This is a genomic window from Rhizobium sp. T1470 (assembly GCF_042140505.1).
Taxonomy (GTDB): domain Bacteria; phylum Pseudomonadota; class Alphaproteobacteria; order Rhizobiales; family Rhizobiaceae; genus Rhizobium; species Rhizobium favelukesii.
This window is the reverse complement of record NZ_CP148091.1, coordinates 3,817,286-3,838,189: the sequence shown is the minus strand read 5'-3', so window position 1 is coordinate 3,838,189 and position 20,904 is coordinate 3,817,286. Positions and strand designations below refer to the sequence as shown.

Annotated in this window: 21 protein-coding genes; 13 read left to right on the top strand and 8 right to left on the bottom strand. The window is 60.4% G+C overall.

The window, feature by feature from the left end:
• Window positions 1–2: 2 nt before the first annotated feature.
• Together WGT02_RS19295 and WGT02_RS19290 are read left to right on the top strand one after the other, a co-directional pair.
• Window positions 3–695 carry a GNAT family N-acetyltransferase gene (locus WGT02_RS19295; RefSeq protein ID WP_208249657.1) on the top strand — a complete coding sequence of 231 codons (693 nt, stop codon included), beginning with the start codon at window positions 3–5 and terminating at the stop codon, window positions 693–695.
• A complete protein-coding gene (locus tag WGT02_RS19290) occupies window positions 692–907 on the top strand; it encodes a hypothetical protein (protein ID WP_024315838.1) in 216 nt (71 codons plus the stop codon). The genes WGT02_RS19295 and WGT02_RS19290 overlap by 4 nt, the downstream gene beginning before the upstream one ends.
• Window positions 908–914: 7 nt before the next feature.
• Here the strand turns inward: WGT02_RS19290 and WGT02_RS19285 are convergent, their stop codons facing one another.
• The 3 genes from WGT02_RS19285 to WGT02_RS19275 all read right to left on the bottom strand — a co-directional run bounded on the left by WGT02_RS19285 (window position 915) and on the right by WGT02_RS19275 (window position 3,607).
• Window positions 915–1,994 carry a nickel/cobalt transporter gene (locus tag WGT02_RS19285; RefSeq protein ID WP_024315839.1) on the bottom strand — a complete coding sequence of 360 codons (1,080 nt, stop codon included), beginning with the start codon at window positions 1,992–1,994 and terminating at the stop codon, window positions 915–917.
• Window positions 1,988–2,629 (bottom strand): DUF1007 family protein, encoded by a 642-nt coding sequence (locus WGT02_RS19280; protein WP_024315840.1) that lies wholly within the window; start codon window positions 2,627–2,629, stop codon window positions 1,988–1,990. The genes WGT02_RS19285 and WGT02_RS19280 overlap by 7 nt, the downstream gene beginning before the upstream one ends.
• 84 nt (window positions 2,630–2,713) lie before the next feature.
• Window positions 2,714–3,607, bottom strand: coding sequence for a LysR family transcriptional regulator (locus WGT02_RS19275; protein ID WP_024315841.1), 894 nt, complete (start codon window positions 3,605–3,607; stop codon window positions 2,714–2,716).
• A gap of 569 nt (window positions 3,608–4,176) precedes the next feature.
• Between WGT02_RS19275 and odc2 the strand changes: the two genes are divergently transcribed.
• The 5 genes from odc2 to WGT02_RS19250 all read left to right on the top strand — a co-directional run bounded on the left by odc2 (window position 4,177) and on the right by WGT02_RS19250 (window position 9,516).
• Window positions 4,177–5,310, top strand: coding sequence for an ornithine/lysine decarboxylase (gene odc2 / locus WGT02_RS19270; protein WP_024315842.1), 1,134 nt, complete (start codon window positions 4,177–4,179; stop codon window positions 5,308–5,310).
• A gap of 143 nt (window positions 5,311–5,453) precedes the next feature.
• Window positions 5,454–6,044, top strand: coding sequence for a GNAT family N-acetyltransferase (locus tag WGT02_RS19265; protein WP_024315843.1), 591 nt, complete (start codon window positions 5,454–5,456; stop codon window positions 6,042–6,044).
• Between the two features lie 891 nt (window positions 6,045–6,935).
• Entirely contained in the window at window positions 6,936–7,166 is a 231-nt protein-coding gene (locus tag WGT02_RS19260) for a DUF6719 family protein (RefSeq protein ID WP_037070062.1), read from the top strand.
• Between the two features lie 87 nt (window positions 7,167–7,253).
• Window positions 7,254–8,255 (top strand): serine hydrolase, encoded by a 1,002-nt coding sequence (locus WGT02_RS19255; RefSeq protein WP_208249658.1) that lies wholly within the window; start codon window positions 7,254–7,256, stop codon window positions 8,253–8,255.
• 103 nt (window positions 8,256–8,358) lie between these two features.
• Window positions 8,359–9,516 carry a GGDEF domain-containing protein gene (locus WGT02_RS19250; RefSeq protein WP_208249659.1) on the top strand — a complete coding sequence of 386 codons (1,158 nt, stop codon included), beginning with the start codon at window positions 8,359–8,361 and terminating at the stop codon, window positions 9,514–9,516.
• A 115-nt stretch (window positions 9,517–9,631) separates the two neighbouring features.
• On the opposite strand, the gene WGT02_RS19245 is transcribed toward WGT02_RS19250, so the two are convergent.
• The 3 genes from WGT02_RS19245 to WGT02_RS19235 all read right to left on the bottom strand — a co-directional run bounded on the left by WGT02_RS19245 (window position 9,632) and on the right by WGT02_RS19235 (window position 12,648).
• Complete coding sequence (locus WGT02_RS19245; protein WP_024315846.1) at window positions 9,632–10,621, bottom strand: WD40 repeat domain-containing protein; 990 nt, start codon at window positions 10,619–10,621, stop codon at window positions 9,632–9,634.
• Window positions 10,621–11,733, bottom strand: coding sequence for a GTP-binding protein (locus WGT02_RS19240; protein WP_024315847.1), 1,113 nt, complete (start codon window positions 11,731–11,733; stop codon window positions 10,621–10,623). Before WGT02_RS19240 ends, WGT02_RS19245 begins: the two co-directional genes overlap by 1 nt.
• Window positions 11,734–11,856: 123 nt before the next feature.
• Window positions 11,857–12,648, bottom strand: coding sequence for a creatininase family protein (locus WGT02_RS19235; protein WP_024315848.1), 792 nt, complete (start codon window positions 12,646–12,648; stop codon window positions 11,857–11,859).
• A gap of 142 nt (window positions 12,649–12,790) precedes the next feature.
• On the opposite strand from WGT02_RS19235, the gene WGT02_RS19230 reads away from it, so the two are divergent.
• The 3 genes from WGT02_RS19230 to WGT02_RS19220 all read left to right on the top strand — a co-directional run bounded on the left by WGT02_RS19230 (window position 12,791) and on the right by WGT02_RS19220 (window position 15,447).
• The gene (locus WGT02_RS19230; protein WP_029710136.1) at window positions 12,791–13,336 is read left to right on the top strand and encodes a MarR family winged helix-turn-helix transcriptional regulator; all 546 of its coding nucleotides are present in this window, start codon (window positions 12,791–12,793) and stop codon (window positions 13,334–13,336) included.
• Between the two features lie 120 nt (window positions 13,337–13,456).
• Window positions 13,457–14,479 (top strand): LacI family DNA-binding transcriptional regulator, encoded by a 1,023-nt coding sequence (locus tag WGT02_RS19225; protein ID WP_024315850.1) that lies wholly within the window; start codon window positions 13,457–13,459, stop codon window positions 14,477–14,479.
• 20 nt (window positions 14,480–14,499) lie between these two features.
• Entirely contained in the window at window positions 14,500–15,447 is a 948-nt protein-coding gene (locus WGT02_RS19220; RefSeq protein ID WP_208249661.1) for a 2-hydroxyacid dehydrogenase, read from the top strand.
• A gap of 55 nt (window positions 15,448–15,502) precedes the next feature.
• Here the strand turns inward: WGT02_RS19220 and WGT02_RS19215 are convergent, their stop codons facing one another.
• Window positions 15,503–15,874 carry a hypothetical protein gene (locus WGT02_RS19215; RefSeq protein ID WP_208249664.1) on the bottom strand — a complete coding sequence of 124 codons (372 nt, stop codon included), beginning with the start codon at window positions 15,872–15,874 and terminating at the stop codon, window positions 15,503–15,505.
• A gap of 259 nt (window positions 15,875–16,133) precedes the next feature.
• On the opposite strand from WGT02_RS19215, the gene WGT02_RS19210 reads away from it, so the two are divergent.
• A complete protein-coding gene (locus WGT02_RS19210) occupies window positions 16,134–17,039 on the top strand; it encodes an adenylate/guanylate cyclase domain-containing protein (RefSeq protein WP_024315852.1) in 906 nt (301 codons plus the stop codon).
• A 364-nt stretch (window positions 17,040–17,403) separates the two neighbouring features.
• Entirely contained in the window at window positions 17,404–18,444 is a 1,041-nt protein-coding gene (locus WGT02_RS19205) for a fatty acid desaturase (protein WP_024315853.1), read from the top strand.
• 227 nt (window positions 18,445–18,671) lie between these two features.
• On the opposite strand, the gene WGT02_RS19200 is transcribed toward WGT02_RS19205, so the two are convergent.
• On the bottom strand, window positions 18,672–19,451 hold the full coding sequence (locus WGT02_RS19200; protein WP_024315854.1) for a gamma-glutamyl-gamma-aminobutyrate hydrolase family protein: 780 nt from the start codon (window positions 19,449–19,451) through the stop codon (window positions 18,672–18,674).
• A gap of 298 nt (window positions 19,452–19,749) precedes the next feature.
• On the opposite strand from WGT02_RS19200, the gene WGT02_RS19195 reads away from it, so the two are divergent.
• Window positions 19,750–20,859: a TRAP transporter substrate-binding protein gene (locus tag WGT02_RS19195; protein WP_024315855.1), complete on the top strand. Its 1,110-nt coding sequence runs from the start codon at window positions 19,750–19,752 to the stop codon at window positions 20,857–20,859.
• Window positions 20,860–20,904 lie beyond the last annotated feature (45 nt).

The following is a 20,904-nucleotide window of genomic DNA, read 5'->3' as shown; positions in this document are numbered from 1 at the left end:
GCATGCGCGATCTATCGAATTTCAAGGGTTGCCCGGCACCACAGCCGGTAACCCTTAAGGGCCGTTTCGTCACCGTTGAACCCTATGTCCGCGAGCAGCATCTGCAGGCCTTGTGGGATGGACTGGGTGGCATGGCTATCAACCCGCTGCTGCGCTATTTCGCCCAGCCCGACTTCACCGGCATGGAGGATTTCTCCAACTGGCTTCATTCGGTCGCCAAATCGGGCTGGCTGACGCACATCTTCCGTGACAACAGCTCCGGCAAGATCGTCGGCGTGGCGAACTACATGCGGGCAGATCCGGCCAATGGCGTGATCGAGGTCGGCGGCGTTGCGCACGGTCCCGACATGAAGCGCTCGCCGCTCTCCACGGAAGTCCATTACCTCATGGCCAAGCATATCTTCGAGGCGCTCGGCTACCGGCGCTACGAGTGGAGATGCGACAATCTGAACGAGGCAAGCAAAACGACCGCGGCCCGCTACGGCTTCACCTTCGAAGGCGTGTTCCGACAGCATATGATCTCCAAGGGCCGCAATCGCGATACCGCGTGGTTTTCGATGATCGATTCCGAGTGGCCCGTCTTGAACGCCGCGTTCGAGGCCTGGCTGTCGCCTGACAATTTCGATGCGGACGGCAAACAGAAGCGCCGACTGGAGGATATCCGCGCCGAGATCAGCAAGGAGCAGGCGGTATGACGGCTCCGAAATCGGAAAGCCGGTCGCAGGCGATTGCCGCGGCCGTCATCCTCGCGGCGGCAGGCCTCGTGCTCTATTTCATGCCGACCATCGTTCTCAAACTCGGCAGCTACTCGCCTTATCTGGCGGCTGCCGTCGGCGCCTGCCTGGTTTTCGCTTTCTTTGTTGTCTTCTGGCTAAGGGCGCGATACCAGCGCGGCCGCGGCAAGTAACGCTTCCCTAACCCTGCAGCGAGGCGCCGAGCAGCAGCGCTCCCATGGCAATCACAAGCAGGGCGCCGAGAATTTCGATCGTATTCCCGATCCAGATCGAAGCGGCAGAGCCGCGGCCGGCAAGCCGCATCGCGGTGCTCTTGGCGGTGACGGCAAGCGTCGCCAGGATCGCGACTGTTATGGCGGTGCCAAACGACATGGCGATCACCGACAGCACGCCGCCGAGATAGAGGCCGTTCAGCAGCGAGAAGGTCATGACCAGCAGCGCGCCGGAGCAGGGGCGCAGGCCGACCGCGATGATGGCCGACCAGGCTTCCCGGATGTTGAAGTTCGCCGCGCCGAGCAGGGACGGGTCGGGCATGTGCGACTGCCCGCAGGTCTCGCAGGCCATGCCCGCAATGAACCTGTGCCCGGCTTTGAGCGCTTGCGCCTCGCCGAAGGCGTAGCTGGCCCCCTGCTTCTGTGCCTCGTTGTCCCTCCAGTCCAGCATCATGCTGACGGGCCCGGAGGATGTTGCCATGACTTCGCGGCGCGGCATGCCGGCGACGATCGCGCGCAGCTTGCGAAACAGCAGCCAGCAACCGAAGAGGACGACCATGATGAAGCTCGCGATCTCCATCGCCTGTGTCGCTGCGGTCAGGGTAATGCCGGTGCCGCGCAACACCAACCATGCCCCGCCGACGAGCGCGATCGCCACAAGCCCTTGTAAGAAGGCGGACACGAAGGAGATCGACACGCCGCGTTTCAACTCGATTTCGTTCGCGATCATGTAGGAGGAAATGACAGCCTTGCCGTGTCCGGGACCGGCGGCATGGAAGACGCCATAGGCGAAGGAGAGGCCAATCAGTGTCCACAGGTCCCAGGAGTCATCCCGCATGGCTTTGAGCGCGCCGGTCAGCGCGCGATAGAAGGCTTGCTGTTGCGCATTGACGTAAAGGAGAATGGGCGCGAGCGGACCGCCGGTCGGCTGGAAGCTCGGCTCCGACGTGCCGATGCCGAGCGGCGATTGCGCATGCGCGACCGCTATGCCCGCGACGAGCGCGAGTGCTACACCGAGGGCAAGCGGTCGAAGCCGGTGCCTCAGCATGTCACGTCCAGCCGCGTCGCAAAAAGCTTCGACATGTTCGTCCCCGTCGGGTCGTTGAAGAAGGCGTCGGTCAAGGACTGCTTGTTCTCGGCGATCACCTGGTCCGCATCGGGGCGGACGACCTGGTGCTTGCAGCTTTTGAAGCTGTCTCCGACCAGGACCAGCTCGTTATCGCTCGGAAAGTCGATCGACGTGTAGAGCGTCGGGTCGTAGACGCCGAAAGTCAGACGGCCCTTGAGCGGCATTTTTTCCGCCGGCTTGACCGCGAAGAACATCAGGAGCTGGCCCTGCTTGTAGTCCACATGGATCAGATCGGGCTTCTCGACCTTGATGTTCTTACCGTTCATCGTGAGGTTCATGTAGTAGTCGTAGTCGACCAGCGAATCCCGCACCGTCTTACCGACCTCGGCCAGCTCGTTCGGATCGAGCTTCAGGTCGGTGTTCTTGTCGAAATCCAACACGACGGATGAAGAGAAGACCTCGTCGAAGCGCCAGACGTTGCGCAGTTCGGCAACATTGCCGTCATCGTCGGCGACGACCTCCAGCCGTGCCTCGACGAACACGTGCGGGTGCGCAAGGGCGGCGGCTGGCAGGAGCGACAGGAGCGACGCCATCAGGAATGTCGATTTCTTCATGGGTGCTCTGCGGGATCCCGTTGTTCATTTGAGTCCTTGCCAGTAAATGGGACGGAATTGGGACCGGCTGCGTCGACAAGGCGGTCAGGGGTGCTTCCTGAACCAATTGTGAAGATAGTCGACGAAGATTCGCACCTTGGCCGGCAGATAGCGGCGGTGCGGGTAGACGGCATAGATGCCGCGATCGGTCGGAATGTAATCGTTGAAGAGCGTCACCAGCTCTCCGTCTTCGATCGGCTTGCGGGCAATGAAATCGGGGATCAGCGCAACGCCGATGCCGGCAAGGGCGGCACGCAGCGTCGCATGGGGGCTGTTGACTTCCATGGGGCCGGTAACGGCAACCGCGAAGGAGCTGTTGTCCGGATTGTAGAAGCGGATGCTGCCCTGGCTGCGCGCGTTGGTGTCGATGATGAAGGGGACGTTCGCGAGATCAGAGGGGTGGGCGAGCTCGGGATGGCGTTCGACGAAGTCGGGCGTTGCGCAAAGATGGACGCGGAAATCCGAAATCTTGCGGGCGATCATGCCGGAGTCCTCGAGCTTGGTCACGCGGATCGCGACGTCGAAGCCTTCCTCGATGAGGTCGACGAACCTGTCGTCGGCCGCGATATCGAGGGTGAGATCGGGGTTTTCCTTGGCGAAATCGATCAGCGACTGCCCGACATCGGCATCGACGAAGGTGCGCGGCACCGAGACCTTCAGCCGGCCCTTCAGCTGCGCGTTGTTCTCGCGCACGAGATCGGCAAGGTTGTCGATTTCTTTGAGGATGTCGGAAGCGGTACGATAATAGGTGTGCCCGGCTTCGGTCATCGAGAACTGTCGGGTCGTGCGGTTCAATAGCAGGGCGCCGAGTTCGTCCTCCAATTCACGCACGTATTTGGACAGCAGCGCCTTGGAACGGCCGGTGCGCCGCGCCGCGGCCGAAAAGCCTTCTGCTTCAACGACATCGATGAAGGCGCGGATGCGGGTGAGGGTGTCCATGGCTGTCGTCTCCGAGCGCGTCGAACCGGAAGTCAAATCAATCGCTTGCCTGCCGTTTCACCACGTTGAACAAATTGCGGTGTATTGTTCAAATATTTTCTGCCGGGAGATGCGAAAAAACCGCTTGATTATGACGGCGAATATTCCTATCTCGTGTTCAGCCCAAAGTCGCACGTGCCCATGGGTGTCCGCCGAACCCTCGAATTGGTGAGGAAATCGGTAAGGTACCTGGAATTAACCCCTCCAGTCGCTATTCCGGCCAACCGGAAAATGCGAGGACGCCTGAAGCAACGACGGTGCGGGCCTTTTTGTTCTCTCCCTGCTTTCCATCAGCGGGGGTTACTGAAGAGGCACACCTTCATTGCCGGAAGTGCGGTTGGGATTCTCCCTCCAATCCATGGCAGACAAAGCCGGATCCATGTCGCTTAAGCGGCGTTGATTCATCATTTGCGCGATCCAAGCGCTTGCTAAGGTTCCGGGGTCTCCACCGGCTGGTTCCTATGCGAGTGATTGGTTGCCCTTTGTCCTCCGGGTTTTCCCGGAGCTCTGGAATTGGAAGAGGGATTGATATGACCACTCAGCGCATCCGCGACTTTCTCGCAACCCGACGTCCCGATGGTCCCTGCCTGGTGGTCGACCTCGACGTCGTGCGCGACAACTTCTCTGCTTTCCGTCATGCGATGCCGGACAGCGCGATCTACTACGCCGTCAAGGCGAACCCGGCTCCTGAAGTCCTGAAGCTGCTCGCCAACATGGGTTCCAACTTCGATTGCGCGTCTGTCGCTGAAATCGAAATGGCGCTCAACGCCGGTGCGACGGCTGCCCGCATTTCCTACGGCAACACGATCAAGAAGGAACGCGACGTTGCCCGCGCGCATGCGCTCGGCGTCAGCCTCTTTGCGGTCGACAGCCACGAGGAAGTCGAGAAGATCTCGCGTGCCGCTCCCGGCGCCCGCGTGTTCTGCCGCGTCCTGACGGATGGCGAAGGCGCTGAGTGGCCGCTGTCGCGCAAGTTCGGCTGCGTGCCGCAGATGGCTGTCGACGTTCTCGTCTACGCTCATCAGCTCGGTCTCGAGTCCTACGGCGTGTCGTTCCACGTTGGTTCGCAGATGACCAAGGTCGATGCCTGGGATTCGGCCCTGGCCGATGCCAAACGCGTCTTCGTCCAGCTGGCCAAGCAGGGCATCCACCTGCAGATGGTCAACATGGGCGGCGGCTTCCCGACCAAGTATCTGCGCGATGTTCCATCGGCGGAAGCTTACGGTCGTGCGATCTACCAGAGCCTGCGCAATCACTTCGGCAACCAGCTTCCGAAGACGATCATCGAACCGGGCCGCGGCATGGTCGGCAATGCCGGTGTCATCAAGACGGAGGTCGTGCTGATCTCGAAGAAGTCGGACAACGACGCTGCCCGCTGGGTGTTCCTCGACATCGGCAAGTTCGGCGGGCTCGCCGAAACGATGGACGAAGCCATTCGTTACCCGATCCGCACCGAACGTGACGGCGACGAAATGGAGCCTTGCGTGATTGCCGGCCCGACCTGCGACTCGGCCGACGTGCTGTACGAAAAGAATCTCTATCCGCTGCCGATCTCCCTATCGATCGGCGACGAGATCCTGATCGAAGGCACCGGCGCCTACACGACCACCTATTCGGCGGTCGCGTTCAATGGCTTCGAGCCGCTGAAAGCCTACGTTATCTAGCACATGACCCCTCAGATCTTCTGATCCGAGGAAAGGCTCATGGGCCAAGGTTCGACTTTGCCTGCCCCGTAGCCAGCCGGGGCGGCACCCTCACAATTCATATCAATCGCCGCTCATAACGGTTTTGGGTACGGGAGGCCACGATGGCCGCTGTTCTTGAATCTGTCCGCGCATACTTTGCGCCGTCTGTCTTCACCATCGACGCCGAAAATCCCGGCGATGTCGTCGCTCGCGAGAATTTGCTCGATCGCGCCATGGGTCCGAACCGCCGCAAGAAGTCGTCGGAGAAGATCCGCCGCGGCCGCGTTCCGGCAGACGGTCTGGCGCTGGTTGCGCGCGATCGCGATGGCCATGTGATCGGCACCGTGCGCCTGTGGAATGTCGAGGCAGGCGTCAATGCTGAGGGCACGCCGATCAATGCGCTGTTGCTCGGACCGCTGGCGGTCGATTCCAGCTTCGAAGGCAAGGGCGTCGGCTCGGCATTGATGCGGGCTGCGGTTCTGGAAGCCAAGAATCGCGGACACGGGGCGATCCTGCTTGTCGGCGACGCCCCCTACTATGAGCGTTTCGGCTTCTTTGCAGAGAAGGCTCAACATCTCGTCATGCCGGGCCCCTTCGAGCGCTCGCGCTTCCTGGCGCTGGCGTTGATCGAGGGCTGGCTTGATGGCGCGGCCGGCATGATCGTCCCCTCGGGACGCATGCTGGCCACCGCACCGGTCCGCAGGGCGGCGTAATCGGCACGGCCTCTCCCCGAAAGGGGAGGGGCTTTTTTGTTGTCCCGTTTTTCCGGAAATCAAGTTTAGGAGCGCCGGAAGACCCGGCGAACGCGTAGCCTAAACTTTTACGACTGCTTGCCCCCTTAGGCTTCAATCATTTGACGACGCTTGCGTCGATGAATTGAGTTCCGGCAGTCTGAACGACATTTTCAGGTATAGCGGCGATGAAGAACATCGTGAAAGCATAAACCGCGAATATAGTCGCTGCGGCAGTGGCCCTTAGAATCATTCATGCACTCCTATTCTCAGGAGTCCAATGTGGGCTCAAAAAGTGGCTTTCCAAAGAGTTTTCTGAACGCCAGATGAACAAAAAACTGTGAGAGCAAAAATTAATGATATTTTAGCAACACCTGAGTTTCGCCCTGGGGTGGATGGAATTCCCTGTTTGTTCTCGTAAATATGCAATTATCTCAATCATATAGATGAAATTTTGGGCAGACGTTTTCCGCTCCTGACGCAGGTTTTATTCGATTGCCTGGTCATCGGGCAGGGAGCCAGGTTCATGAACCGGTCCGCCTTCCGTTCATATTTCGGCGCTCAATGATGGTTGCCAAGGCTGGGTCGGATGCCGTCAGAGTTGATGATCCATCGGGGAACCGGGGTCGGGAGACGCTCCTGCCGATCGTGAAAACCCGGAAAGCCGGTGCGATCGGGCAGGCGATGCAGCCTGACATCCGACTCCAATACCCAATCGCCTGCCCATTCCCATCAGGCAAACCGCTACGAAGCAAAGCTTCGGGCGGCGCGTGGGGTGCCTGCGCGATGCCCGCTTACGCCTTTCGGATTCGTTGCGTCGACCTTCATTCTGTAAGATTGTAAATTAGCAATGCGATATATGAAGGTGCGCAAATGACACGTTCAAGTTTGATCCTAGTATCCATTTCATTGCTTTTCGCGATTTCCAGTGTTGCACCGGCAAGCGCCGAGATCCAGACCGTCACATCCAAGCCAACCGTGGAGTCGCTAGCGCCCGGCCAATCAGTACTCTTTGACGACAAGAGGTGCCCGAGCGGTATGATCGCCAAGTTCACCAAGGCGCAGAAGCGACCCTCGATGAAACGTAGCTGCGTTCATCAGTGACGGCATGGCGATCATAAACTTTCACGTCCGCGTGAGCCGCGCCGGGCGGGCGATGACTTCGCGGTGCGCCGACGCTAGCTCAGCGGGATGATCACGCGCCTCGCTTTCTTCGTCGTTCTTCTGCTGTCCCCATTCGCTGCCACCGCCGAGCAGGAAAACGGGCGGACGACAGCGAGCTTGTCTTCACGCGAGGATCTAAAACCGCTTAAGACGGTGATCGTCGCCAGGAATGGGCGGACTGTGGCGGAGCAAGGCTATCGCGGCCACACAGCGACCGAATCCGTCAACATCAAGTCCGCGTCCAAATCGATCATCTCGAGCCTCGTCGGTATTGCCATCGAAAGGAAATTGCTCGAAGGGCCGGAGCAGAAGATCGCTCCCATCCTGAGAAACGATCTGCCCGCCCATCCCGATGCGCGGCTCAACGAAGTCACCATCGGCGACCTGCTCTCCATGCAGGCAGGACTTGGTCGGCTGTCTGGTCCCAACTACGGTCGCTGGATCTCCTCCCGCAACTGGGTGCGTTTCGCGCTTGCTCAGCCCTTCGCCGACGAGCCGGGCGGTCAGATGCTTTACTCGACCGCTTCCACTCACCTTCTCTCGGCGATCCTGACAAAGGTCGGCGGGAAATCGACGTTGGCTCTGGCTCGCGAATGGCTCGGGCCTGTCGACGGTTTCCGAATCGGCGCCTGGGAGCGCGACCCGCAGGGCATTTATCTCGGCGGCAACCAGATGGCGATGACGGCTCGCTCGCTGCTGGCTTTCGGCGAACTCTACCGCAACGGCGGCAGGACCGCTGACGGCACGCAGGTGGTACCGGCGGACTGGATCGCGCAGTCGTGGCAGCACCGCACCAATTCCCGCTTCTCCGGCGACGACTATGGCTACGGCTGGTTCTCGCGGCAAATCGGCGGCGAAGAGGTCCACTTCGCCTGGGGTTACGGCGGCCAGATGCTCTACATCGTGCCCTCTTTTGGCATGACGGTCGTGATGACATCGGACGAGAGCGGCCCATCCGCGCGCACCGGCTATCGCGATGCGCTGCATCGGCTTCTGGCCGAGATTATTGCAGCCAGTCGCGCAACCTGATGAGCGATTTCGGCACATCATTAAAAAACAAGCGAACTGTAAAATTAAAATTCAATAGCGCGGTTATAAGGTGCGCCAGCCATAGGTTGGAGAGTGCCCGGACATGATGCTGGACCTGAGAACGATCTACGTCGTTTCGGCCATGACATGTCTGGTCCTGGGCAGCGTGCATCTCGCGGCGCATCGGAGCGGCCGCTTTGGACGCTGGCCGGCCTGGTGGGGTGTCAGTAATCTCCTCATCGGTATCGGCTCCTTCTGCGTCTCCCTGCGCGATTTCGTTCCTTCGTTCGTCTCCCTCGACGCCGGCAACGTCTTGACGATCGCAGGCTACCTCCTGACGTTCTTTGCCGTTCGTGTCTTCGCCGAGCGGCCGGTCGGCGAGCGCTACTGTGTGCTTGCCATCGCCTGCATCAGCTTGCCCGTACTGATGTTCACGGGAGATCCCGCCGCGGTATCGGCCCGCATCCTCTATGTTTCAACCGTGTGCTGCCTCTGTGATCTCGCAATCCTGCGGGAAGGCCTCACCATTCACCGGCGCGAGAAGCTGTTCTCGGCCGGGCTGCTCGCTTGGCTTTATATGCCGACGGCAGCGATCTTCCTGGTTCGCAGTCTGCTTGCGGCATCGGGCCGGATCTCCGGACCAGGCGTCTTCGGCGACAATCCCGTTCATAGCTGGATGGCGGCCACCGCATTGGTGTTCCTCGTCCTGCGCAGCATGGTCATCGTCCTGATGGCCGCCGAGCGCAGCAGGAACAAGCTCATCGATCTGGCGCATCGTGATCCGCTGACCGGCGCGCTTAATCGCGGCGGTCTGGCGCAACGCCTGCTATTCAGGCGAGCGCAGTCGTTTGCGCTGCTCGCCATCGATATCGACAATTTCAAGCAGTTGAACGACCAACACGGCCATGTGCTGGGCGACGATATATTGCGGCTCTTTGCCCGAGTGGCGCAGGCGGTGCTGCGGCCCGGCGATCTGCTGTCCCGTCAAGGCGGCGACGAGTTCTTGGCCGTTCTGAAGGACATGCCCGATGCCGAGGCGGTGCAGACCGCCGAAAGCATAAGGCTGGCGTTTTCAGCTGCCGTCATGCAGGTGCCGGGGTTGGCAGTCTTTCCGACCCTCAGTATCGGCGTTGCCGCCTCCGGCGAGACAGGTGTCGATTTCGAGCAACTGCTGCGAAAGGCAGATGAGGCGCTATATGCCTCCAAACGCCGGGGTCGGAATCGCGTCGAAGCGTCGGCAAAGGGCGAGCAGGCCGCATGACCAGCGTGCGGCGGCGAGGGCCTCTTCGCAAAAGGGGACGAGGCACCACTGCCTTGCGGTGCCTCGCTTACCCCTAATCTCAAGCGCGGTATTTTGGGCGGCGCGCTCTTGCTGCCTAAGCCGCGATGTCGACCACGCCGCAATCGCCGGCTTCGGACGCGAAGGCCAAAAGCTTGCCGTTCTTGCTCCAGCTCATTGAGGTGATCGCGCCTTTGCCGGGACGGCGCAGCAGCGCTTCCTTGCTGTCGGCGACGCGGACGGCGAGGATCATGCCGTCGATGAAGCCGATGGCGAGAATGTCTTCGACGGGGTGGAACTTCACTGACGTCGCCATGATGTTGGCGCGGGTACCGAGTTCGAGCGGCGCCTTGCCCATCGGGCCGTCCTTGCCCTGGAACGGCCAGACGATCGCGGCCGGCGCACCTGAGGAGGCAAGCCACTTGCCCTTCGCCGACCAGGAGAGCGATTTCACCTTTGCAGGATAGCCGGTCATGCGCATGTGCCGGGCCTCGGCGCCGGCCTTGCTGTCGAGCTTCCAGCCGTGCAGCGCATTCTCCTGCATCATGGTGACGAGGAAGTTGCCATCCGGCGAGAAAGTCACGCCGGTGTGGGCGCCCTTCCATTCGAGATCGACCGGTTTGGCAGCTGTGCCGACCCAATGCAGCGACACGCCATTATAGCGCGCAGCGGCAATGCGCATGCCCTTCGGGGCAAAAGCGAGGCCTTCGACGGTGCGCTCTTCGGTAAATTCCTTGGTCATGCCGTCTGCGAGACGGACGAACGCACTCTTGCCGTAGGAATAGGCGACGGCACCCTGAGGACCGGCGGCAAGCTGCGATATCCACTTGCGCGGCGCGCTGGCAAGCTCCGTCACACCGGCGTCAGCCGCCATGCGCAGTACCTTGCCGTCCTCGCCACCGGATATCAGGCTCTCGCTGTAGGGATCTCTGATGCAGCTCAGCATGCCCTGATGGGCTTCCGTGACCTTCTCTCCACCATCGAGGCGGTGGAAGGTGCCGGCGGCATTGGCGAAGAAAGGGGTGTCACCTAAAAATTCGACGGCCAGGATATGGCCGTCGAGGTCAAACGGGGCAACTGTCGGCATCAGGCTGCCGCCTCGCACGCCTTAAAGGAGGCTTCGAGCTTTTCGTGGTCGAGTTCGCGGCCGATGAAGACGAGACGGGTCTCATGCTTCTCGCCGTCCCTCCACGGACGCTGGTGATCGCCTTCGACGATCATGTGGACGCCCTGCACGACATAGCGTTCTGCATCGTCCTTGAAGGCGATGATGCCCTTGAGGCGCAGGATGTTCGGCCCCTGCGTCTGCGTGACCTTCTGGATCCAGGGGAAGAAGCGCTCGGGGTTCATTTCGCCGCCGCGCAGCGAGACCGACTGCACCGTCACGTCATGGATCGGCGACATGGCGCCATGATGATGGTGATCATGTCCATGGTCATGATCATGGTGATGGTCATGATCGTGGTCGTGATCATGCGCGTGGTGATGGTGGTCGTGATCGCAATCCGGACCACAGACGTGGTCGTCGTGGTCATGATCGAGGAAGTGCGGATCGTTCTCCAACGCGCGCTCCAGATTGAAGGCACCCTGATCGAGAACGTGGGCGAGATCGACGCCGGAACGGCTGGTCTTGTAGACGCGAGCCGATGGGTTGATGGCGTGCACGATGTCTTCGATCTGTGCCAGTTCTTCGGGCGTCACCAGGTCGGTCTTGTTGATCAGGACGACGTCGGCAAAGGCGATCTGGTCTTCCGCCTCGCGGCTATCCTTCAGGCGCAGCGGTAGGTGCTTGGCGTCGACGAGGGCGACGACGGCGTCGAGTTCCGTCTTTGCGCGCACGTCGTCATCCATGAAGAAGGTCTGGGCGACCGGCACCGGATCCGCAAGGCCCGTCGTTTCGACGATGATGCCGTCGAAGCGGCCGGGGCGGCGCATCAGGCCTTCGACGACGCGTATCAGGTCGCCGCGCACCGTGCAGCAGACGCAGCCATTGTTCATTTCATAGATCTCTTCGTCGGATTCGACGATGAGGTCGTTGTCGATGCCGATCTCGCCGAATTCGTTGACGATGACCGCATATTTCTTGCCGTGGTTCTCCGACAGGATACGGTTGAGCAAGGTCGTCTTGCCGGCGCCGAGGTAGCCGGTGAGAACGGTAACGGGGATTGGTTTCTGCTGGGTGGAGATCGCGTCGGTCATGAGAACCTCGAGAGATGGCGCCCGGGGGCGGGGCTAAAAATTCGTCGGTCTCATATAAGGAGTTGCGAGCGGCAGTTCAAAGGGTTTTGTATGTTATAAGATCACATCGCAAGGGCGATGGTTTCAGCCAAGCTGTGTTGCATCGAACGCGTCGACGTCCTCGAGCAGTTCCACCAGGCCTTTTACGGAATGTTGGATCAGTGCCTCGCCTTTCTGCGCCGTTGCAAGTGCTGCGTTGCCCGCGACGCCTGACGGGCTCAGGTCGGGCATCTTCCATCCGAACGCGTGTGGGCCGTAGGCGCGCAGATGTTTGAAGCGGGCAGCAAAGTCAGACTGGCGGGAAGCGAAGTCAGCGGCCTTGCTCATATCGACCTTATTGGGGTGAAGCGCCAGCATGACGGAGGTCTCGATGTCGCCGCCGTGGACGTCGATCGCCTTCGCCTCGGGCGAAATGGTGTCCGGCGGAACACCGAAGCGTGTCCAGCTGGTCGCGACGGCAAGCATGTTGAAACGGACGCGGGCCTCCGTTGCAACGATCGTCATCAGCGGCGAGTTGCCGCCGTGCGCGTTCAGCATCACCAGCTTGCGAATGCCCAGGTCGGAGAGCTTTCGGGCAATGCCCAGCCAGTGCTCGATGGCTTCGCCGTATGTCAGCGTTTGCGTACCGCTGGCGTCCATGTGCTCGATCGAGTAGCCGATCTCCTCCGTCGGCAGGAAGGTCACCGGCAGGGCAGCGGGAAGGGTGGCCTTAAGCCGGGCAACGATACCCTTGGCGATCAGCGTGTCGGTCTCGAAGGGCAGGTGAGGGCCGTGCTGCTCATGCGCGCCAAGTGGCAGAACAGCGATCCACTGGCGGCGGTCTTTGGGCGTCAGGTTCGCATCGTTATCCTCGAAGTCGCGAGAAGGCTCCGTCATCCGGCTAAGACCTCTTGTTTATGACGAAATGATGCGCAATGTCATAACGCAGCGTTCTCAATGCTTAGCGCATAAGCCCTTAAACCGAAATCGATTTAGGGGAGATGATACAAAATGTTCCGGCTCGCTTGCAGGGCGAGAGATGCGCAACACAGCAAAAGTCAAAGGGATGGCGATGGGGAAGAAGCACAAGGATGGAAAGAGGCAGAAATCCAAAAAGAAGGACCAGACCGAATATACGGTCGTCGATCTTTCGCCGGCTTTGACGCAGGCGGCCCGGTCGATGCGCACCGTCTTGTCGCGCAACCTCCTCGAAAGCGGCCTCTATGCCGGCCAAGACGGCGTGATCGTCTTGCTTGCGGAAAGTGACGGCATGACCGCCGGCGGGCTGGCGCAGAAGCTCGGGGTCAAGGCGCCGACCATGACGCGCACGATCGGGCGCATGGAGGCGCAAGGCTTCCTCGAGCGCAAGGCCGACGCCGAAGATGCACGCCTGACGAAAGTCTATCTGACCGAACTCGGCCGCGGCAGCGTCAAGGCAATTGAGATGGCCTCTTCGGCCTGCGACCGGATGGCAACCCAGGCGTTTTCCGAGAAGGAAATTCGCAATCTTGTCCGTCTGTTGAAGGCAATCGACGGCAACTTGCAGTCCGCTGCCATTCCTCTCGATGAGCCTGAGGAAATCTGACAGATTTGTGAAATTACGAATTGCCTCGCTGCGTTTAATCTTTTAATTAAACATTTTAATAACGCTCGACTCTTCTAATTGTCGGGCGCGTAGAAAACCGCGCGTTGCTGGGGAGGACACGTGGCTCAGAAGATCAAGCTTTCGACAATCGCCGAAACGCTCGGCATTTCAACAGCAACCGTATCTCTTGCCCTACGCGACAGCCCGCTGGTGGCTGGCGCCACCCGCGACAAAATCAAGGAACAGGCGCGCGCGCTCGGCTATATCTACAACCGCCGTGCCGCCAGCCTGCGCACGTCTCGCTCCGGCATCATCGGTGTCGTCGTGCACGACATCATGAACCCGTTCTACGGTGAAATCCTGAAGGCAATCGAAAGCGAGCTCGATCGCAGCCGGCACACTTTCATTCTGTCGAATCATTACGATTCGGTCGAAAAGCAGCGCACCTTCATCGAAACGCTGCTGCAGCTTGGCGGCGACGGCGTCATCATGTCGCCGGCGATCGGCACACCGCAAGAGGACATGCAGCTTGCCGAAGACAATGGTATGCCGGCGATCCTGGTTGCCCGCTCGCTGGACGGATTGGACCTTCCGACCTATCGCGGCGACGACAGCTACGGCATTTCGCTTGCCACCAACCACCTGATCGGGCTTGGCCATCGCTCGATCGCCATGATCGGCGGCACCGACCAGACCTCGACGGGACGCGATCGCTACCAGGGTTACGTCAACGCGCTGCGCAAGGCCGGCATCGATGTCGATCCGGGCCTGCGCATTCCCGGCCCGCGCTCGATGCAGGGCGGCTTCGAAGCGGCGGTGCATTTCCTGTCGCTGCCGCAAAAGCCGACGGCTGCCGTCTGCTGGAACGACCTCGTCGCGATCGGCCTGATGAACGGCATCGCCCGCGCGGGTCTCGTCCCGGGCAAGGATATCTCCGTCACCGGCTACGACGATCTCGAGGAAGCGTCGATATCGATGCCGGCGCTGACGACTGTCTGGAATGGCCAGGCGGAAGTCGGACGCCTTGCCGCCCGCGCGCTTCTCGATCGCCTGGCCGGCAGCCACGAGCCTGACGGGCTCCATCTGATCAAGCCCGAGATGCGTATCCGCCAGTCGACAAGCCCCTACCGAGCGCGCCCGTAAGCAAGCCAAGAGGAAATGCCATGTCCCGCATCGCTGTTCTCGTTCCCGGGAAGATACACGAACGCGTCCTGACGCGCCTGCGGGAGAGCTTCGATGTTATCCAAACCGATCCGGTGGCGCTCGATGCGGAGGCTGCAGGCAGAATTCGCGGCGTCGCCGTCTCGGGCACGTTCAACGCCCCCGCGATCGACAGCCTTCCGAATGTCGAGCTCATCGCCAGCTTCGGCGTCGGCTATGACGGCGTCAATGCCAAGCACGCGGCCACCAAGGGCGTCATCGTCACGAACACGCCCGACGTGCTGAATGACGAAGTCGCTGATACGGCGATCGGACTGCTGCTCAACACGATTCGCGAACTTCCGCGTGCCGAGAACTGGCTGCGTGCCGGCAACTGGAAACCCGGACAGAACTATCCGCTGTCGCGCTTTTCCCTGAAGGGCCGGCATGTCGGCATCTATGGTCTTGGCCGCATCGGCCAGGAGATCGCCAGGCGCCTGGAGCCGTTCAAGGTGAAGATCAGCTACCACACCCGCACGCGCCATGCCGATGCGCCATATGGCTACTACCCGTCGTTGAAGGACCTTGCCGAGGCGGTCGATACGCTGATTTCCATTGTTCCGAAAACGCCGCAAACGCACAGGACGATCAATGCGGAAATCCTGTCGGCGTTGGGACCGGACGGGGTCTTCATCAATGTCGGACGCGGCTGGACGGTCGACGAGGATGCGCTTGCGGCGGCCCTGAAGTCTGGAACAATCGGCGCTGCCGGCCTCGACGTCTTCTACGACGAGCCTGATGTGCCGGCCTCCCTGCTCGATCTGCCGAACGCAGTGCTTCTGCCGCACCTTGCATCGGGCTCGGTGCCGACACGCAACGCGATGGCGGACCTGGTGGTCGACAACCTGATCGGGTGGTTCCAAAATGGCAAGCCGCTGACACCGGTGCCGGAAACGCCGGTCAAGGCGTAACTGCGCTGGAGCGGGCACGATTGCGAATGCGCGCCCGTCCAAATTGGCCGCTCAGCTATTTGGCGACATGCCACACGCCACCCACGCCATCGCCTTTCATGTCGCCTGCCATCTTGTCGTCGACAAACATGTAGAGCGGCTTGCCCTCATAGGCCCACATTTCCTTGCCGTCCGCAGCCTTGACCAGCGTCCACTCGCCTTCCGCCTTGGCCTTGGCGGCGGCATGGAAGGCTGGCCATTTCTTCAGGCAGGCCTTGTCGCAGTTCGATTTGTCCTTGGCATCCTTGTCGAAGGTATAAAGGGTCATGCCCTTATCAGTTGCCAGGATCTTGCCCATCTTCGTATCGACCATTTTGGCCGGCTCGGCTGCAAATGCCGAAAGCGCGGTCGCGGCCAGCACGCCTAATGAGACCAGCAGCGTTTTCATGATTTTCCTCCCACTCGAGAGTGCCGGCGAAATGCCGGTAGTGCCCGATATGCCTCATGGAAACGTTCTATCGGCAAAGCTGTTCCGCGGTCCTCCAGCCGCGGCAGAATGTCGCGACCGGTGGGCGACACCGATGAAGGGAGGTGAGCGGGAGGTTTTTCGGCAACGTTTGTTCGCGTCAATTTACATCAATCACAATCGCGCATATTCATTTCGCTTCTCGAACGGCCTTACGTTGATTGGGTAAAAGCGAGACGTCATGAACGAAACTCGGCGCAAGCTGACGACCATCTTCTCCGCTGACGTGCAGGACTACACGCGGCTGATGGGGGCCGACGAGGAAGGCACGCTTGCGATGCTGAAACGCTCGCGGGAGGCGATGTCGGGCCTGATCGTCGCGCATGGCGGCCGGGTGATCAATACCTGGGGCGACGGTCTGATTGCCGAATTCCCGAGCGTGGTCGAGGCGGTGCGGGCTGCCGTCGATGTTCAGAACGAACTTGCAGGGATGAATACAGCCCGGCCCGCGGACGGGCGGATGCTGTTTCGGATCGGCATTAATCTCGGCGATGTGCTCGCCGAAGGCGATGACATCTATGGCGATGGCGTCAACATCGCCGCCAGGCTTCAGGCCTCGGCTGTCGCCGGCGGCATCGTAATTTCCAATACGGTCTACGACCAGGTCCGCAACAAGGTCGCCGTCGGCTTCGATTTCCTGGGACCGCTCGCGGTCAAGAACGTCGCCGAGGCTGTGCCGAGCTACGCGGTCAGGATCGGCGAAGGCGTGGATGGTTCATCGCAGCGGCCCGTGAGCGCCGTGCCGGCGGGGGCCGTCTCGACGCCAGACGCAGGCCCGCGGAGCACGAAAGCCCAAAAGATGGGCGCTCTTTACGCAGTGGCTTCGGCCGCATTGGTGGTGATCAACCTTCTATCATGGCAGGGCGATTTCTGGGCGCCCTGGCCGATTCTTGCTTTTGCCTTTCTAGCGGCGATGACCTGGGTTCGCAGCCAGAACCGCATCGACCGACGCATCGCCGCTCTTGCCGTTGTCGGGCTGGGCATTGTCGCCATCAACCTTCTGTCGTGGCATGGAACATTCTGGGCGATATGGCCGCTTCTCGGCATCGCTGTTGCGGCCGGTATTCGATGGGCAATGCGCAGCTAGCACCGGCGACGGGCGCTTTGAGTGGCAATAGCGGCGGCTGGAATATATCTCGCAGTTCATCCACCAACTAGAATTCCATCTTTTTCGATCGCATTCTCCCGAGTGTCGTAGATGGAAATTGTTATTTCTGTGATTTTTATGTCCAGATTATATTTCTGGGCGCTTCTATCAACCGAGGGCAATCGCTGCTATCTAGGCCGCATTACGCGCTGCGCCGCAGAAAGATCCTCATGGCATACCCCCCGCTTCGCGACCGCGTCGTCATCCGATGCGTCGAAAATGACACCCAGTACAAGGGCGGGATTTCCGCCGTCGCAATAGCCCTCGCCTTTTCGGAATTCATTGCTATTTGCGGAATTGTTCTTTGATTGAGTCCCTTCAGCGCGACCTAAGCCCACCCCTTTCCGACGAAAAGGCTTGGCTCAAGATCCTCGCCAAATATCGCCAGCCGCATCTCAGACGCAGCATTTTCGAACTTGCGGTAACGGCCATTCCATTTGCGTTTTGCTGGGCTGGTGCCTTGGCAGCGGTTCACTACGGCTTCTGGGCCGGGCTGATACTGATTGTTCCCGCAGCCGCTTTTCTGCTTCGCTTGTTTATGATCCAGCACGATTGCGGCCACGGCTCTTTCTTTGCGCGTCGGCGCGTCGACGATTGGACGGGCCGCGTGATCGGTGTCCTCACACTTACGCCCTATGACTATTGGCGCCGGGCGCATGCGGAGCATCATGCCTTGGCGGGAAATCTCGAGGGTCGCGGCGTTGGCGATATAACAACGCTGACGGTGTCGGAGTATAACGGCCGCTCCTGGCCCGGTCGGCTTAACTACCGCCTGTACAGGCATCCGGCAGTCATGTTCGGCATCGGCCCGGCATGGCTGTTCCTATTCAAGCAGCGGCTACCTTTTGGCATGATGCGATCCGGTTCCTTGCCCTGGATATCCACCATGGCGACAAATCTGGCGATCGCGATTATCTCCGCGACATTGATGTGGGCAATCGGAATCCTGCCCTTCCTGCTGGTGCATCTGCCCATCGCCCTACTTGCGGCAACCGCGGGCATCTGGCTCTTCTACGTGCAACATCAGTTTGAGGAAACCCATTGGTCAAGAGAACCGGAATGGCAATTTCCACATGCGGCCCTTCATGGTGCATCGCATTACGACCTGCCGCTGGCGCTTCGCTGGATCACTGGCAACATCGGTATCCATCACGTTCACCACCTGTCGAGCAGGGTACCCTATTACAGGCTTCCGGAAGTGTTGAGAGACCACCCAGCATTGGCCGGTATTGGCCGCATCACCATGATGGAGAGCCTGCGCTGTGTAAAACTGGTTCTGTGGGATGAGCAAAGCCGACGCCTGATCTCGTTTCGCGATGCCGCCAAGCTGCGGCACGCACAATAGTCTTGTCAGTCAAAACCGCAATGTGCCGTTCGGAGCGGATCGGCCTTTGGATAGTTGAAGGTGATATGACTGTGGACGAAGTCGCTGGTACCATTGCATCTCTACGACGCAGCCAACGACAGTTGGCGCCTGCGTCCTCGGTCGCCGCTCCTTGACCCATTAGAGAACAATATCGGCCGACAGCAGTCGCCCGTTCGGGCCAAGCGACATACGCTCAGGACTGCCATTCAGGCAAGCGCCTCATTCTCGGCATTTGACAGCTTGCCGGCCGCGTAGGCTCTCACCGCATCGCCGAAGGCCCTGAAGATCTGGTTCGAAGGCTTGTCGGTCTCGGCCCAGTATTCCGGGTGCCATTGGACGCCAACCGCAAAGGCTGGAGCATCGATCACCGAGACTGCCTCGATCGTGCCATCCTCGGCGACCGCCTCCACCTTTAGGCGCGGAGCCGTCTCGGCGATGGCCTGGCGATGCAAAGAGTTCACCTTGATCTCGCCAGGGCCGACGATGCCGGCAATGCAGGAGCCTTCTTTGACGAAGACGCTCTGGCGGATCGCGTACATACCGTCGCGGTCGACATCCGCCGGCTTGCGGTGGTCCCATATGCCCGGCTGGTCCTGGATCTCGCTCGCGAGTGTGCCGCCCAGTGCGACGTTGAGTTCCTGGATGCCGCGGCAGATTGCCAGCAGCGGAATGGCGCGGTCGATGGCGCGGCGGATCAGCGGCAGGCTCGTGGCGTCACGCGCGATATCGAAGGGCCCGTCGGCGTCGGTCGCCGTTGCGCCGTAGTAAGACGGATGGACGTTGCTGGCCGAGCCCGAGACGAGAACGCCGTCGACGCGGTCCAGAATCGCGTCCGTGCCGTAGCCTTCCTCGAAGGCCGGAATGATGAAGGCCATGACCCCGGCCGCGTTCAACGCAGCGCGCACATATTGATGCTGGACGGCGTGCCAGCTGGCGCCGTCGAAGGTGCGGATATCGGCAGGAACGGCGACGATCGGCTTCGTCATTTTCACCCCGGTCGGAAGATGCAGTTCATTATTGTGAGAGCCGAGAACGGCTTGGAAGTCAACGTCTCGGCGCAATCACGGGCGGAATTGCGGCATTGTCGGCCGGTGGCTCCGGCCTGTCTTGCCTAACTCGCTGATTTTGATGCAAATGCGCGCTTAGCGCCATATTGCCGTCGTGATGCCAAAGACTAATGGCACGGTGCTTGAAACACGGTTGCCACCGTGCTTAGCTTCCAGCTATTGCTGCGAGCAGAGATGAGGGTTCGCCTCGCAGCGCCATCTATACGGGAGGTTTTTGATGGATCGTCGTTCATTCATGAAGAAGGCAGGAACCGCCGGCGCCGGTGCGGTCGCTGCTGCCGGTGCGCTGGCGGCGCCCGCCATTGCACAAGAGAACCCTAAGATTTCCTGGCGCATGACGTCGTCATTCCCGAAGAGCCTCGATACGATCTATGGCGCGGCAGACGATATCTCCAAGCACCTTGCCGCGGCGACCGACGGCAATTTCATCATCCAGCCGTTTGCGGCAGGCGAAATCATTCCGGGCCTGCAGGCCGCGGATGCCGTCAGTGCCGGCACGGTCGAGGCAGCGCACACCTGCTCCTATTATTTCGTCGGCAAGGATCCGACCTACGCGATCGGTACGGCAATCCCGTTCGGTCTCAACGGACGCCTCACCAATGCCTGGTTCTACGAAGGCAATGGCAACAAGCTGATGAACGAGTTCTACGCCACGCAGGGCATTTACGGCCTGCCGGCGGGTAATACGGGTGCCCAGATGGGCGGCTGGTTCCGCAAGGAAATCAATACGCTTGATGACCTGAAGGGCGTCAAGATGCGTATTGCCGGTCTTGCCGGCCAGGTCATCAGCAAGGTCGGTGTTATTCCGCAGCAGATTGCCGGCGGCGACATCTATCCGGCCCTCGAAAAGGGCACGATCGATGCCTCTGAGTTCGTCGGCCCCTATGACGACCTGAAGCTCGGCCTGCACAAGGTTGCGAAGTACTACTACTATCCCGGCTGGTGGGAAGGCGGTCCGACGGTTCACGCCTTCTTCAACCTGGAAAAGTGGAACAGCCTGCCGAAGCACTATCAGGCGGCGCTGACCGATGCCTGCGCCTTTGCCAACACCAACATGATGGCAAAATACGACGTGAAGAACCCGCCGGCGCTGAAGCAGCTGGTATCGGAGGGCGCGACGCTGCGTCCCTTCAGCCAGGACATCTTGGAAGCCTGCTTCCAGGCGGCCCTCGGCATCTATGCCGAGATTTCCGCATCGAACCCGTATTTCAAGAGGATCTATGAGGATCAGACCGCGTTCAAGCGCGATGCCTACCTCTGGGCGCAGCTATCGGAATACACGTTCGATACGTTCATGATGATCCAGCAGCGCGCCGGCAAAATCTGATCGCTACCAACCCCGATAAGAAGAAGCCCCGGATTTCGATCCGGG

Bases quoted from the DNA above. Each gene is read 5' to 3' on its own strand.
- WGT02_RS19295 (WP_208249657.1), top strand. From the start codon at position 3: ATGCGCGATCTATCGAATTTCAAGGGTTGCCCGGCACCACAGCCGGTA.
- WGT02_RS19290 (WP_024315838.1), top strand. From the start codon at position 692: ATGACGGCTCCGAAATCGGAAAGCCGGTCGCAGGCGATTGCCGCGGCC.
- WGT02_RS19285 (WP_024315839.1), bottom strand. From the start codon at position 1,994: ATGCTGAGGCACCGGCTTCGACCGCTTGCCCTCGGTGTAGCACTCGCG.
- WGT02_RS19280 (WP_024315840.1), bottom strand. From the start codon at position 2,629: ATGAAGAAATCGACATTCCTGATGGCGTCGCTCCTGTCGCTCCTGCCA.
- WGT02_RS19275 (WP_024315841.1), bottom strand. From the start codon at position 3,607: ATGGACACCCTCACCCGCATCCGCGCCTTCATCGATGTCGTTGAAGCA.
- odc2 (WP_024315842.1), top strand. From the start codon at position 4,177: ATGACCACTCAGCGCATCCGCGACTTTCTCGCAACCCGACGTCCCGAT.
- WGT02_RS19265 (WP_024315843.1), top strand. From the start codon at position 5,454: ATGGCCGCTGTTCTTGAATCTGTCCGCGCATACTTTGCGCCGTCTGTC.
- WGT02_RS19260 (WP_037070062.1), top strand. From the start codon at position 6,936: ATGACACGTTCAAGTTTGATCCTAGTATCCATTTCATTGCTTTTCGCG.
- WGT02_RS19255 (WP_208249658.1), top strand. From the start codon at position 7,254: ATGATCACGCGCCTCGCTTTCTTCGTCGTTCTTCTGCTGTCCCCATTC.
- WGT02_RS19250 (WP_208249659.1), top strand. From the start codon at position 8,359: ATGATGCTGGACCTGAGAACGATCTACGTCGTTTCGGCCATGACATGT.
- WGT02_RS19245 (WP_024315846.1), bottom strand. From the start codon at position 10,621: ATGCCGACAGTTGCCCCGTTTGACCTCGACGGCCATATCCTGGCCGTC.
- WGT02_RS19240 (WP_024315847.1), bottom strand. From the start codon at position 11,733: ATGACCGACGCGATCTCCACCCAGCAGAAACCAATCCCCGTTACCGTT.
- WGT02_RS19235 (WP_024315848.1), bottom strand. From the start codon at position 12,648: ATGACGGAGCCTTCTCGCGACTTCGAGGATAACGATGCGAACCTGACG.
- WGT02_RS19230 (WP_029710136.1), top strand. From the start codon at position 12,791: ATGCGCAACACAGCAAAAGTCAAAGGGATGGCGATGGGGAAGAAGCAC.
- WGT02_RS19220 (WP_208249661.1), top strand. From the start codon at position 14,500: ATGTCCCGCATCGCTGTTCTCGTTCCCGGGAAGATACACGAACGCGTC.
- WGT02_RS19215 (WP_208249664.1), bottom strand. From the start codon at position 15,874: ATGAAAACGCTGCTGGTCTCATTAGGCGTGCTGGCCGCGACCGCGCTT.
- WGT02_RS19210 (WP_024315852.1), top strand. From the start codon at position 16,134: ATGAACGAAACTCGGCGCAAGCTGACGACCATCTTCTCCGCTGACGTG.
- WGT02_RS19200 (WP_024315854.1), bottom strand. From the start codon at position 19,451: ATGACGAAGCCGATCGTCGCCGTTCCTGCCGATATCCGCACCTTCGAC.
- WGT02_RS19195 (WP_024315855.1), top strand. From the start codon at position 19,750: ATGGATCGTCGTTCATTCATGAAGAAGGCAGGAACCGCCGGCGCCGGT.